The sequence below is a fragment of the Kocuria salsicia genome, assembly GCF_039532055.1.
Taxonomy (GTDB): domain Bacteria; phylum Actinomycetota; class Actinomycetes; order Actinomycetales; family Micrococcaceae; genus Kocuria; species Kocuria salsicia.
In genome coordinates this window covers 1-14385 of record NZ_BAAARF010000004.1, presented here as the reverse complement: position 1 = coordinate 14385, position 14385 = coordinate 1, and the positions used below count along the sequence as shown (strand labels likewise).

10 protein-coding genes are annotated in these 14385 nt (G+C 62.0%); 7 read left to right on the top strand and 3 right to left on the bottom strand.

Annotation, left to right across the window (positions count from 1 at the left end; translation table 11 throughout):
* Positions 1 to 87: 87 nt before the first annotated feature.
* Complete coding sequence (locus ABD264_RS04315) at positions 88 to 1014, bottom strand: ABC transporter ATP-binding protein (protein ID WP_344204585.1); 927 nt, start codon at positions 1012 to 1014, stop codon at positions 88 to 90.
* Positions 1015 to 1151: 137 nt separating this feature from the next.
* On the opposite strand from ABD264_RS04315, the gene ychF reads away from it, so the two are divergent.
* On the top strand, positions 1152 to 2237 hold the full coding sequence (ychF, locus tag ABD264_RS04310) for a redox-regulated ATPase YchF (protein ID WP_344204583.1): 1086 nt from the start codon (positions 1152 to 1154) through the stop codon (positions 2235 to 2237).
* A gap of 392 nt (positions 2238 to 2629) precedes the next feature.
* On the opposite strand, the gene ABD264_RS04305 is transcribed toward ychF, so the two are convergent.
* Positions 2630 to 3430, bottom strand: coding sequence for a transposase (locus tag ABD264_RS04305; RefSeq protein WP_344204581.1), 801 nt, complete (start codon positions 3428 to 3430; stop codon positions 2630 to 2632).
* A gap of 115 nt (positions 3431 to 3545) precedes the next feature.
* On the opposite strand from ABD264_RS04305, the gene ABD264_RS04300 reads away from it, so the two are divergent.
* The 6 genes from ABD264_RS04300 (at position 3546) to ABD264_RS04275 (ending at position 13663) form a co-directional block, all read left to right on the top strand.
* Complete coding sequence (locus ABD264_RS04300; RefSeq protein ID WP_110919384.1) at positions 3546 to 3761, top strand: helix-turn-helix domain-containing protein; 216 nt, start codon at positions 3546 to 3548, stop codon at positions 3759 to 3761.
* A 198-nt stretch (positions 3762 to 3959) separates the two neighbouring features.
* Entirely contained in the window at positions 3960 to 5930 is a 1971-nt protein-coding gene (locus ABD264_RS04295; protein WP_344204578.1) for a type I restriction-modification system subunit M, read from the top strand.
* A gap of 5 nt (positions 5931 to 5935) precedes the next feature.
* On the top strand, positions 5936 to 7276 hold the full coding sequence (locus ABD264_RS04290; protein WP_344204576.1) for a restriction endonuclease subunit S: 1341 nt from the start codon (positions 5936 to 5938) through the stop codon (positions 7274 to 7276).
* Positions 7277 to 7278: 2 nt separating this feature from the next.
* Positions 7279 to 10212: a type I restriction endonuclease subunit R gene (locus ABD264_RS04285; RefSeq protein WP_344204574.1), complete on the top strand. Its 2934-nt coding sequence runs from the start codon at positions 7279 to 7281 to the stop codon at positions 10210 to 10212.
* 358 nt (positions 10213 to 10570) lie between these two features.
* Positions 10571 to 12526 carry an AAA family ATPase gene (locus ABD264_RS04280; RefSeq protein WP_344204572.1) on the top strand — a complete coding sequence of 652 codons (1956 nt, stop codon included), beginning with the start codon at positions 10571 to 10573 and terminating at the stop codon, positions 12524 to 12526.
* Between the two features lie 267 nt (positions 12527 to 12793).
* A complete protein-coding gene (locus tag ABD264_RS04275) occupies positions 12794 to 13663 on the top strand; it encodes an IS5 family transposase (RefSeq protein ID WP_344204570.1) in 870 nt (289 codons plus the stop codon).
* Between the two features lie 3 nt (positions 13664 to 13666).
* Here ABD264_RS04275 and ABD264_RS04270 read toward each other — a convergent pair.
* On the bottom strand, positions 13667 to 14385 hold a 719-nt coding region (locus ABD264_RS04270; protein WP_344204568.1), incomplete at its 5' end, for a GNAT family N-acetyltransferase.

Here is a 14385-nt window from a genome sequence, read left to right as displayed (position 1 = left end):
CTGGGTGCGGTTATGGGCGCACGAGCTGCGGGGCGAGGGGAGGGGCGGGAGAACGGTGCGGTCACCCGCGGTGCGCTGCGCGCGGGTTCACGCGGCCGCGTCGTCTCGATGGATCAACGCCGCGAACGCCTCGTCCAGGCCGCCGCGGGAGATCTCCAGGGCGCTCGCGGGGGTGCGGGTCAGTAGCTCGCGCGCGAGGGCGTCCGCGTCCTCGGTGCGCAGGTGCACGCGGGACTCCGATCGGCGCGAGACGGTGGCGCCCGCGAACTCGGGCAGCGGTTCGCCCGCCGGCCACACGAAAGAGACGGTGTGGTGCCGAGACATGGAGCGCAGCTCGTCCACGGAGCCGTCGAACGTGACGCGCCCGGCATCCATCAGGACGATCCGCTCGGCGACGTCCTCCGCCTCCTGGAGGTAGTGCGTGGCGAACACGACCGTGAGACCGCGCTCGGTCTCGGCGCGCATCGCGTCCCAGAAATCGGTGCGGGACTGCACGTCCATGCCCGCGGTCGGCTCGTCCAGCACGAGCAGCTCGGGGCGCGGGAGCAGGGCCAGGGCAAAGCGGACGCGCTGCTGCTGCCCGCCCGAGCACTTGGCCACCTTCCGGCGCGCGAACGACGCCGCTCCCGCCCGTTCCAGCGCCTCGTCCACGGGCAGGTGGTCCGGGTAGAGGGACGCGATCATGGTCACGGTCTCGCGCACGCTCAGGTCCGCGAGCAGCCCGCCCACCTGCTGCACCGCGCCCACCTTCCCGTGGGCCACGGCCGCGCGCGGGCGCTCGCCACACACGCTCACCTCGCCGGAGGTGGGCTCGCTCATGCCGAGCACCATGTCCAGCAGGGTCGTCTTTCCCGCGCCGTTCGGCCCCAGCAGGGCGACGACGCCGCCGCGCGGGATCTCCAGCGAGACTCCCTGCACGGCGCGGACCGTCTCGGAGCGTGTGCGGAAGGTCTTGACGGCATCCTGCACCTGGATGGCGGGGGAGTGGGGCTGCGGTGGGTGTGTGGTGTTCATGAGTCCAGATTCCCGTGCGGCGGGTCGGCGCTGAACTGCTGATTGTCACGAGTGGGGCGTGACATGTGTCAGGGGTGGGGGTGGGCCGAGGAGTCGCGTGGCGGCGTCGTCGGGCGGCCCCGGTAAGATGGCGGACCGTGGCTCTTACTATTGGAATCGTCGGTCTGCCGAACGTCGGAAAATCAACCCTGTTCAACGCGCTCACGCGCAACACGGTGCTCGCCGCGAACTATCCGTTCGCGACCATCGAGCCGAACGTGGGCGTGGTGAACCTGCCGGACGAGCGGCTGGACAAGCTCGCGGAGCTGTTCGACTCCCAGAAGATCGTGCCGGCAACGGTGTCCTTCGTGGACATCGCGGGCATCGTGAAGGGCGCGTCCGAGGGGGAGGGGCTGGGCAACCAGTTCCTGGCCAACATCCGTGAGGCGCACGCGATTGCCCAGGTGATCCGCGTGTTCGACGATCCGGACGTGATCCACGTGGACGGCAAGATCGACCCGGCCTCGGACCGCGAGACCATCAACACCGAGCTGATCCTCGCGGACCTGCAGACGCTGGAGAACGCGATTCCCAAGCTGGAGAAGCAGGTCAAGATCAAGAAGGGCTCGCCCGAGCAGCTCGCCGCCTACCGGGCCGCGGAGAAGGTGCTGGCCGAGGGCCGCACGATCTTCGAGGCCGCCGGGCTCGAGAAGCTGGACACTGACAACCTGCGTGAGCTGAATCTGCTCACCGCCAAGCCGTTCATCTACGTGTTCAATGCGGACGAGGGCGTGCTGTCCTCACCCGAGCGTCAGGCTGAGCTAAAGGCGCTGGTGGCGCCCGCGCAGTGCGTGTTCCTGGACGCGAAGCTCGAGGCGGATCTGGTGGAGCTCTCCGAGGAGGAGGCCCGCGAGATGCTGGAGATGGAGGGCCAGGACGAGTCCGGCCTCGACAAGCTGGCCCGCGTGGGCTTCTCCACCCTGGGCCTGCAGACCTACCTCACCGCCGGCCCCAAGGAGGCCCGCGCGTGGACCATCAACCAGGGCGACACCGCCCCCAAGGCCGCCGGGGTGATCCACTCGGACTTCGAACGGGGCTTCATCAAGGCGGAGATCGTCTCCTACGACGACCTCATGGCCGCCGGATCCATGGCCGACGCGAAGGCCGCGGGCAAGGTGCGCATGGAGGGCAAGGAGTATGTGATGCAGGATGGGGATGTGGTTGAATTCAGGTTCAATGTCTAAAACAGGCTTCTGACCAGGGCTTTTATCTTCGCAGCTTCGGATCTGGCTCGTCAGTCGAGTTCCGATCCACCATTAGTTGCTAAGCTTTTGTCTCGCTGACCTGGGGTTTTGATCGACCTCTGCGATGCTTCCGCGGGGGCCGATTCTCGTTTCCGCAGTGCGGGAGCTTTTCTGGGACGCAGCCTCGGATGGCCAGTTCTGGGGTGGGTTCGAGTCGTTCGACGCGCGATCTCTCGGCAGGTGCGCTGACTCAATAAGCAGTCTGACTCAAAAGTCGGTCGCCGCAACGACGCCGCGGTTCACTGGGGCAGGTCTCGTTCCGCCAGAGTGCGAGTGATCTCGTCCCACTGGGAGTTCGCCACCAGTTGGTTGTGCCGGCGCAAGGCGGTCTGCTATGACCCGAACTCTGCGGGGAGCTCGCGCCACGTGATGCCGGTGCGGGTCTTGTAGAGAGCGGCGTCGACGATCGTGCGTATGTCAGTGCGTGGCCGCCCGCGGCGAGGGTGATCTTCTGTGTGAACGATGTGCTTGATCCAGCTCCATTGCTCATCTGTGAGTCGTTGATAGTCGGGCAGGAGGCCCTCGGTGACGCTGCTGTCGTCGCCATCCGTCGCCTGGTCATCGATTCGCACTGCTTTGACCACGCCACGGATGACGGCGCATTCGGTGCATTGGACGGTCGGTTCCACGCAGCGAGGGGAATGCCCGGCCAAGGTCTCGACGTGCTGGCAGGTCAGTTCCACTTGCCAGATGGTGCTGCGGTCGATGTGGAAGGAGGGCGGGTATAGGAGCTGCCGGAGCTCATCGCGCTGAGCTGGCGAAAGTGGCGGGAACGGGCAGCACAGGTGGCAGTGCTCCACCCGGTTGTTCTCGAGACGCCAAACGCCCATGTTGCATGACGTGTGCGCGGCTCGGAACTCGGCATTGTCGGCGTCGATCCGCGCAAGGCCCTCTTCGTCCGTGCCCGGGGCCGGCTCGCCGAGAAGGGCGCGCCCACAAGCGCGGCAGGGCTCGCCCGCTGCATAGGCTTCATAGGGAAGCTGGAGGTCATCGCCTGCCCGCTCCCTCCGCTTTGCCTCCTCTGCTTGAGCCCACGATTCCGAGAGCAGTGCCCTGCTGCGCGGTGTGTGCAGGACGCGGGGGAGAACTGTCGCGCTCCCGTCGGGGATCTGCTGCGAATCGGGCAAGGGCATGCTCTCCTTCGAGGTCTGATGCGGCCCAGTTCGAGTCGCGAGCGACCCTGCCGTGACCGTAACTGGAAGCGATAACTTCCTGGAAGTTATGACTACCAGACCTGAGGCTGGTTGTGTGACAGATCCGCTGAAAAAGGTGCTCGGAGCGCAGGTGCGCGATCTGCGCTTTGCGCGCCATCTGTCGCAGGAAGGTCTCGCCGAGGAACTCGGTGTCTCGACTCGGTACCTTGCCGGCATCGAGCGTGGGGAGCGCAACCTCACCCTGGACTCGGTCGACGCCTTAGCGGAGCAACTCGGCGTCGAGGCGCACGCACTGATCGTTCGCCGGTGATGTCCGCTGCGTGTGCTGGTCCTGCATGGCGAACGGGGTGAGCATCGTGGATGCCTGACCGGGCAGGCAAGACTTCACGCGAGCTGAGAGAATGTCAGTGGTGCCGTCTACCTTCAGTGGTGGTTGGGCGGCGTCACTAGTACCAGTCTCGTCGCCCCGCCGCTTGGCAGGTTGTCTAGTCACAAGTGAAGGATCCCCGTGCCACACAGCTCCATCAACCACGCACGAATCGCGGCGCTCATCTGGAATATCGCTGATGATGTCCTCCGCGACCTCTACGTTCGAGGCAAGTATCGGGACGTGATCCTTCCCTTCACGGTCCTGCGTCGCCTGGACAGCGTCCTTGGCCCGACGCGTGATGCAGTGATGGCGATGAAGAAGATGCTGGACGAAGCGGGCGTCGCTGACCAGGACGCACCGCTGCGCGATGCGGCCAAGCAGGACTTCTACAACACGTCTGGTTTCTCGCTGCAGGATCTGCGGCACGTGTCGAACTCGACGCGCCTGCGGCAGAACTTCGAGGCCTACTTGGACGGGTTCTCGCCAAACGTGCAGGAGATCATCGACAACTTCGAGTTCCGTAACCAGCTACCTCGGCTTACGAAGGCTGACGCGCTCGGTGCGTTGATCGAGAAGTTCCTCGCTCCAGACCTTGATCTCTCCCCAGCGGGGCTGGACAACCACGGGATGGGCACCGTCTTCGAAGAGCTGGTGCGTCGCTTCAATGAGGAGAACAACGAAGAGGCCGGAGAGCACTGGACGCCGCGTGACGCTGTGCGCCTGATGACCCGGCTGATGTTCGAACCCATCGCAGACACGATCCCGGCGGGTACATACCGGCTCTACGACGGTGCGATGGGCACCGGTGGCATGCTGACCGTCGCCGAGGAGACCCTGAAGCATCTGACGGAGCTGTCCGGCAAGAAGGTCTCCACGCACCTCTACGGGCAGGAGATTAACGCCGAGACTTACGCGATCGCGAAGGCCGACCTGATCCTCAAGGGCGACGGCAAAGCGGCCGACAACATTGTCGGCGGACCGGAGCACTCCACCCTGTCGAACGACGCCTTCGCAGGGCAGGAGTTCGACTTCATGCTCTCCAACCCGCCGTATGGCAAGAGCTGGAAGACAGACCAGGATCGCCTCGGCGGCGCGAAGAAGATCATCGACCCAAGGTTTGTCGTCAACCACGACAATGACAGCGAGTTCTCGCTGGTGACGCGTAGCAGCGACGGCCAGCTGATGTTCCTCGCGAACCTGATCTCGAAGATGAAGCAGGGCACCGAGCTCGGCTCCCGGGTCGCATCGGTGCACAACGGCTCCTCGCTGTTCACCGGTGACGCTGGCCAGGGCGAGAGCAACATCCGACGATGGATCATCGAGAACGACTGGCTCGAAGCGATCGTCGCGCTGCCGCTGAAGATGTTCTACAACACCGGTATCGCCACGTACGTGTGGGTGCTCTCCAACCGCAAGGAAGATCGCCGCAAGGGCAAGGTCCAGCTCATCAACGCCACCGACTGGTTCACGCCGCTGCGCAAGAACCTGGGCGAGAAGAGCGTAGAGGTCAGCTCGGCTGACGCCGACAAGGTCCTCGAGGCGTTCACGGCTTTCGACGAGTACGAAGACACCGATCACTCGAAGGTGTTCGACGGCGTGGACTTCGGGTACCACAAGATCACCGTCGAGCGGCCGTTGCGCATCGCCGGTGTCGACCCGCACCGTGTCTACACGGCGAAGGAGATCAAGCAGCTGAAGGAGGACGGCGTGCGCGACGAGAGCGCTCCGCCTCTCATCCGCAAGGCACTGCCGTACGCTGCAACGCCGGATCCGCTGCACGGGAGGTACGAAGCCGTCATCGACGGCCGTGCCCGCGTCGTCGAGTACGAGCCCGACATCGAGCTGCGCGACACCGAACAGGTACCGCTCAACGAGCCCGCGGGTGATTATGCTGACGGCGTCGAAGCATTCTTCCGTCGCGAAGTCGAGCGATACGCCCCTGATGCCTGGATCGACGACTCGAAGACGAAGATCGGCTACGAGATCTCCTTTACTCGTCATTTCTACAAGCCCGCGCCGATGCGCACCCTGGCTGAGATTCAGGCCGACATCCGTGCACTGGAGGCAGAGACTGAAGACCTGATCGCTGAGATCGCAGGTGAGGACTGATGGCAGTGTCAATGTTTTCTCCTCCGCGGGTGGATAGATCGGCGGATGCGTGGGAAACCCGATCTCTTCGATCGCTCCTGACTCCCCGCAGCGAAAGGGACAGGCCTGATCTTCCACTTCTGACCGTCGCCCGTGAACGCGGCGTATTCGTCCGTTCAGATGAAGATGCAAATCACAATGCGATTCCTGACGATCTTGGTAACTACAAGGTTGCACGGTCGGGAGACTTAGTCATAAACAAGATGAAGGCCTGGCAGGGCTCATTGGGACTCGCCCCGGTAGACGGAATAGTTAGTCCTGCTTACTTCGTGTTCGAAGCCGACTTCGAGGTCCCGCGTTTCGGCGAGTATCTTTTGCGAAGTAAGCCCTATGTGGCAAAATTCGGCGCAGCATCGGACGGCGTGCGGATCGGGCAGTGGGATCTCGACATTTCTCACATGCGAAACATCGAAGTTTCGCTACCACGGGCGGATGAGCAGGCAGCGATCGCAAAGTATCTCGCCCATGCGAACAGTCGCATCGGTAGGGCAATCGCCGCGAGGACTCGTCTCATATCGCTCCTTGAAGAGCAGGCGCGCGAAATAGTGAATCGCGTAGTCACGAAGGGTCTGGACCGGACAGTGCCGTTCGTTGATTCCGGCGTCCCGTGGATTGGGCTTCTGCCCGAACATTGGAGTCTCGTTCCTGCTCGCAGCATCTTCAAGCCGGTTTCACGAGCAGTGACCGACTCTGCGCTCCCGCAACTATCTCTCACCCGCTCAGTGGGCCTTGTCCCGAGTGGTGCCCCAGGATCAGGGACGATTGCGGCAGAGAACTCGGATAACCTGCAGCAATGCAACCGTGGAGATTTCGTCCTTAACAAATATCGGGCGCACATGGGACTATTTCGATGGTGTCGCACGCCAGGCATGGTTACGAGAAACTACACGGTTCTGAAGCCAAGTTCTCTGGTGTACCACGACTACTTCGAGAACTTGTTTCTAGACCCGGTGTTCGCGGAAGGACTCCGGATCAATGCACGAGGCGTGGGTGACGGAATGAGCCCGCTCTACACGTCAACGCTCATGTCGATGAAGATGCCTTTGCCGCCGATCGAGGAGCAGCAGGCGATAGTTGGCTCGATCATCGCCGACACCGCGCGTCTGAATCAGCAAATCGCGCTCACCTTGCGAGAGATAGAACTGCTTCAAGAGTTCCGAACCCGCCTTGTCGCCGATGTCGTGACGGGGCAGGTCGACGTCCGCGGGATCGCCGAGTCGTTGCCTAACACCCCGGAACAGGACACCGATCTGGACTCGCTGTTGGATGATGACCTCGAGGACGAACTGGGCGAAAGCGAGGAGTGAGCATGCGGCGTCTCAATGAGGAGAGCTTGGAGGCACTTATCGTCGACCAGATGGTCGACGGGGGATGGGCCGAGGGAGCGCCTGCCGGCTACGTTGCGTCCTACGCGCTCGATCTTGGCCGATTCACGGAGTTCGTCGAGGCTACCCAGCCCGACCTCATTGAGCCGCTTGGACTAGCCTCGGACACGCCCACGCGTCACAAGTTCCTTGCGCGGCTTCAGGGGGAGATCACGCGCCGTGGCGTTGTGCATATGTTGCGCAACGGCATCGATCACCTCGGTCTGCATGTTGATCTGTACTATCCGACGCCCGACGCGGCGAACTCGAAGGCTGCCGCTCTTTTCGAGGCAAACCGATTTGTGGTCACACGACAGGTGCATCACAGCGTGAGCAACACGGGTGACGCTGTCGACCTCGTCGCGTTCGTCAACGGACTGCCGGTGTTCACGTTCGAGGTGAAGAACAACATCACGAACCAGACGGTCGAGGACGCGGTCCAGCAATATCAGCGCGACCGAGACCCCCGCGAGCCGCTTTTCGCGTTCGGTCGGACGATCGCGCACTTCGCGCTCGACGACCAGCGAGCCCGATTCTGCACCCAGCTCAAGGGCGTTTCCTCATGGTTCCTCCCCTTCGACCGGGGCTTCAACGACGGGGCCGGCAACCCGCCGAACCCCGATGGCGTGATGACCGATTACCTCTGGCGGGAGGTGCTCGCTCCGCTCAGCCTCGCGGGGATCATCGAGAACTACGCACAGATCGTTGTCGAGAAGAATCAGAAGACCGGCAAGAAGGTCTCGAAGGCGATCTTCCCGCGTTACCACCAGCTCGACGTCGTCCGAAGGCTGCTCGCCGATGTCGAGGCGAACGGCGCGGGCCGCCGGTACCTGATCCAGCACTCTGCAGGTAGTGGCAAGTCGAACTCGATCGCCTGGTTGACCCATCAGCTGACCGAGACGACCCATGACGGTCGCATCGCTTTCGACTCGATTATCGTCGTCACGGACCGCATCATCCTCGATAACCAGCTCACACAGACCATCAAGTCGTTCCTACAGGTGGGCTCGACGGTGGTTCACGCGGATCGGTCGGGGGACCTGCGCCGCGCGATTTCGGCTGGCAAGAAGATCATCGTCACGACGGTGCAGAAGTTCCCGTACATCCTGGATGACATCGGAGCAGACCATCGTGACCGTAGGTTCGCCATCGTTATCGACGAGGCGCACTCGTCCCAGGGGTCGAAGACTTCGGCGGCCGTCTCGAGCGCACTCGGCGGCATCGAGGCCCACGCCGAAGACACCGTCGAGGACCGGATCAACCGGATCATCGAGGGCAAGAAGCTGCTGACGAACGCGAGCTACTTCGCTTTCACGGCGACGCCGAAAAACAAGACGCTCGAGATGTTCGGCGAGCCGGTGCCCAACGCCGAAGGAGGCACCAGCTTCCGACCATTCCATTCGTACACGATGAAGCAGGCGATTCAGGAGGGCTTCATCATCGATGTCCTCTCCAACTACACGCCGGTCGGCAGCTATTACAAGCTGATGAAGACTGTGGAGGACGATCCCGAGTTCGATGCGAAGCGCGCCTCGAAGAAGCTTCGTGCCTATGTCGAGGGCAACGAGCACGCCATTGCTCAGAAGACCGACATCATGGTCGAGCACTTCCTTGCTCAGGTGGTCGCGAAGCGGAAGATCGGCGGCCAAGCGCGGGCAATGGTCGTAACTTCGTCGATCGCACGGTGCATCGAGTACTTCCATGCGATTCGTGACGCGCTCGCAGCCCGCAAGAGCCCGTACAAGGCGGTCGTCGCATTCTCTGGTGAGCACGAGTACAAAGGGCTGAAGGTCACCGAGGCAAGCTTGAATGGCTTTCCCTCCAACGCGATCGTCGAACAGGTGAAGACCGACCCGAGCCGGATCCTCGTCGTCGCGAACAAGTTCCAGACCGGCTACGACGAGCCACTGCTGCACACGATGTACGTGGACAAGGCGTTGTCGGGTGTCCTGGCGGTGCAGACGCTGTCGCGGCTCAATCGGGCACATCCGGCGAAGCACGACACCTTCGTTCTCGACTTTGCCAACGATGCTGAGGAGATCCAGCGCGCGTTTGAACCGTACTACCGCACGACCGTGCTGGCTGAAGAGACAGACGCCAACAAGTTGCATGACCTGGTCAACGACCTCGACGCATTCGGGATCTACACACCTGAGCAGGTCGAAGAATTTGTTAGCCGGTACCTGGCGGGGGAGAGGCGCGACCAGCTGGACCCGCTGCTCGACGTGAGTGTCGCGGAGTACATCGAGATGCCCGACGAGGACGATCAGGTGGCGTTCAAGGGCGGTGCGAAGGCTTTCCTTCGCACCTACAACTTCCTCTCCACCGTCCTGCCCTACGGCAGCGCTGAGTGGGAGAAGCGATCGATCTTCCTTGACCACCTGGTGCCCAAACTGCCGGCTCCCAAGGAGGAGGATCTCGCCGCCGGGATCCTCGAGAACATCGACTTGGAGTCGTATCGCGCTGAGAAGCTCAAGGCGATGAAGATCGTGCTCGATGACGAAGATGGCACCCTTGCACCGATCCCGGCTGCCAGCGGAGGACACCTCTCGGATCCGGAGCTCGAGAGGCTCTCGGCGATCGTCCGGAGTTTCAACGATCACTTCGGCAATATCGAGTGGAACGATGCGGATCGTGTCCAGCGGTTCATCACCGAAGAGATCCCGCGGCTGGTTGCCGAGGACGAGGCCTACAAGAATGCGCAGGCCAACGATGACCCAGTGAACGCCCGCGTCGAGAGTGACCGTGCCCTCAGCCAAGTCATGCTGCGCCTCATCTCAGATGACACTCAGCTCTTCAAGGAGTTCCAGGACAACAGCAGCTTTAAGCAATGGCTCGCCGGGGCCGTGTTCAATGCGACGTACCGGAAGAGTGCATGAGACTTTCATCCTCAGAAGGAGATGATGGGGCAATGGTCGCTGACAACACGGACCGTTCACATAAGGTCATCCGCTGAGAGCACTGGTCTGAAGAGATCGGTCGTTTTGGCGGGTGGCACCACCACGAGGGCCCGCACGCGTGCGATTGGACTAACCACGACGGTGAGTGCCCGTACTGGGCGAGCATCGGTCGGCGATCCGACGCCTGACTTCCGCCAAGCCCGATCGGTCTTAATGCGACTTCACTGAGACGCTGCACGCACTGAGATGGACGCTGGACCTGCTGCAACCGCTCCGATGTCAGTGCATCACCGTAGCCTGAAGACTCAGGGCTCGACATCTACTGAGGGGTGCACAAGTGAAACTGACATCGTTCCGGGTTCGCCGGTACAAAAACGTTCTGGATTCCACAGACGTGCCAGTCCAGGAAGACGTGACGACTCTGGTCGGCATGAACGAGTCCGGCAAATCGACAATGATCGACGCGCTTTACAGACTGAATCCGGTTTACGGTGATGAGTTCGTCGAACGCGACGACTACCCTCGTTGGCGATGGAAGCGGGATGGCCGAGGGGAAGAACTTTCGAGGGTATCCCCGATTCAGGCTGAGTTCCGATTAGAGGCTGATGACCTCGCAGCACTCCGCGAGGCACTAGGCGAAGGCGTCTCGACGAAGAAGACAACTACGATCGGTCGGCGTTACGACGGTGAGGTGTGGGTCACGATCGGAACCGATGAGGGTCGGTTCTTACGTAACGTCCTCGCCGGACACCCCGACACGGATTCTCTTCTGGAAGCTCACGACACTGTCGCTTCGCTCAAGGCCGAGCTCGCCGTACGGGTAGCAGCCGATGTCGAGACGGCCGCAACGGCAGCGGCAGCCGCTCTAGAAGGGCAAGATGAAGCTGTCGCCGACCCTGCACGTTTAGTTCAGGGGACAACCAACAAGGACGTACTCGCGAGGATCAGTGCACTACTCGGCGACAGCGATGACGTGAACGCGATTGCCCGGAAGACGGTACGCGCGCGCATGCCGAAGTTTTTCCGATTCGCCGACTACCAAAACCTTGAAGGCCGCATCGATGTAGCCTCGCTGCGTACGAAGGAGGATGAGCAGCCGGGCGCATCCTCGAAGCAGACTGCCCGTGCGCTCCTGCGTCTCGCTGACACGGACGTGGACTCCATGATCGACTCGGATTTCGAGTCCAGCACCGCGGAGCTCGAGGCAGTGTCAAATGACATGTCACGGGAGATGGCCGAGTATTGGAGCACGAACCCTGAGTTGCGCATCAAGATCCTGACGGAGCCAGAGATCATTCAGGATGGCCGTGGGATGCACAGCGTCGTGCGCTACCTCAACTTCCGAGTCGAGGACCGAAAGCACGAATTCACGAACAACTTCTCGCAGCGCTCGTCCGGGTACCGTTGGTTCTTCTCATTCCTCGCGGCGTTCAGTGAGTTCGAGCACCAGGCTGAAGACGTGGTGATCCTTCTGGATGAGCCTGCACTCACGCTTCATGCGAAGGCCCAACGGGACTTCCTCCGCTTTATCAACGAACGTCTCGCGCCAGCCGGGCAGGTGCTTTACACGACGCATTCGCCGTTCATGGTCGAGGAGATTGAGCGTGTCCGCGTCGTAGAGGACAAAGGGGACGACGTCGGGTCCGTCACGTCCTCGGATGCGCTAGAAGTCGGTGAAGATAGTGCGTTCCCGCTTCAGGCTGCGCTCGGTTACGACCTGTCGCAGAACCTCTTCATCGGGGAGAGGAACCTGCTCGTAGAGGGGCCTTCGGATCTCGCTTACCTCGACATCGTCGGTCGCTACCTACGCGACCAGGGTCGTGAAGGTCTTGACGAGCGTTGGCGCGTCCTCCCTGCCGGAGGTGCATCGAACGTACCTGCGTTCGTCTCGTTACTGGGTAAGAAGGTCTCAGTCACCGTCCTGCTCGACTCCGGCACCGAGGGCGGCGGAAAGGTCGAGGCTGCGGTGCGGGCGAACAAGATTGACGGGGGCCGGATTATCTTCGTCGGGTCCGTCCTCAACCAGAAGCACAGCGACATCGAGGACCTTTTCACGGCCGGGGACTATCTAAAGCTGTATAACGAGGCGTTCGGTAAGAAGCACAAGGTGAGCGATCTGCCGGATCACCCAGATCGCCTTCTTCTCCGGCTCGAGGCACTGGACAGCAAATTCGACCACTGGCGTCCAGCGGCGGTCTTGCTTAGTGACCCGTCGAAGGTAGAGGCGCTCTCTCAGACAACGCTGGCCAACTTCGAGAAGCTGGCCAAGACCATCAACGCGACGCACCCTTAAGGTGGCAAACATGCGATCGAACCAAGATGCAGTTCAGACAGGTAAGGCTCTCTGATAGCGGAGAGAAGTAGTTCCACCGAATTCAACAAGGAGAGTCGTGGCGAATGACCCTTTGAACCTCGACACGTCTGCCGAGTGGTCCGGTTTCTGGTGGCTGCCGGACGACCCTGAATACCAAGTCCCCGGCGTGCTCCGGTACGAGCCTAGGTCGTGTTGCTAAACGGCCGGCCGGAACCGTTCGGTCATCCTTGGATTGTGTCGCGTGACGTGATCTCTGACGAAACGTGGTCTGTCATCGGTCCGCTGTTCCCGCCTGCAAAAACGAGAGGACGCCCGCCAGTCGATCGTCGGGTCATCGTGGAAGCGGTGGTGTGGCGGTTCCGGACGGGCGCTCCGTGGCGAGACCTGCCGGAGCGGTTCGGAAACTGGAACACGATCTACCGCAACTTTGACCGATGGGCGAAGGACGGCCTTTGGGCGCGTGTTCTCGAACACGTGCAAGGCGTAGTCGAGCGCAATGGGGACATCGACTGGGTGGCGTCAATCGATTCCACAATCGCACGCGTGCATCAGCATGGAGCGACACTGCCACGGGCTAAAAAGGGCACTTCGAACTACAACAAGTCCACCGCTGAGCCGTCGGATCATGCGATCGGCCGGTCGCGCGGCGGGCTCACGACGAAGACACATCTCGTTTGCGACGGCAGAGGCCGACCACTCGGGTTCGTCGTAACCGGCGGCCAGGTCGCCGACACCATCATGTTGCCGGCGACGATGAACCAGATCCGCGTCCCGACCGCGGGACGTCCACGACTTCGGCCGGACCGGTTGCGCGCCGACAAGGGATACCCATCGAAGGCCAGCCGCGCATGGCTGCGGGCACGGGACGTCAAGACGACGATCCCTGAGCGCAACGACCAAATCGCACATCGCCGAAAGCGTCCGGGCCGGCCCATTGTGTTCGACGCGGACGACTACAAGGGCCGGAACGTCGTCGAGCGGTGTTTCAACCGGCTGAAACAGTGGCGGGGCATCGCGATGCGCTCCGACAAGACCGCCCGTAACTACCACGCAGCCCTCTGCCTCGCCGCGACCCTGCTGTGGGCCGAGAGACCCAGCTCTTCTTCTCCGAACTGATCTTCAGTTTGCCGATGCCGACACAGCGTAGGCAGATTCCTCGACGCCTCGCCCGTCCGTTGTGAGCGTCGTCGCGACCAGATTCATGCCAAGCCGCTCGCAAAGCGCACGCGAAGATTCGTTGGCGGCGTCCGTCTTAGCTACCACTTGAACGAAGCCCCAGTCGCTGAGGGCAGCAGCCAGGAGAGCGCCCACAGCTTCAGTTGCCAGGCCCTTCCCACCGAAACGGGGATTGAACACGTAACCAATCTCGGCGCTGTCATCGTGAAGCCAGACGAGCCCGACCTCTCCGACAACTTCGCCTGTCTCAAGAAGCTCGACAACCAGAACCAGCTCGTCGCCGGGGCCGTCGAACCGCGCTGCAGCGTACAGGGAGAGCTCACTCACGGTGTGCTCCCGAGTCCACGTTCCAGCGCTCAGGTACTGAGCCACGTCCGGTCTCGACCTATAGGCGAGGACCGCATCGACGTCAGCTTCACGAGGCCGCCTCATTCGGAGTCTGGATGTATCGAGCACACGAAGACCGTAGCTGAACGAGCATTTAGCAACACGCCCTAAGGACGGCTTGGTGCTCTCGCTGATCGGAACGTTTGAGGGCTCTTCAGGATCCAGGGTGTAGTTGGGGTCGGCGCGTCGGTCGCCGGATAGGGGTCGAGGCCTCCCGAAGATGAAGGTTCCTACACGCCTCATCTGGAAGACCTCGACGTGCCTGACGCTACCTT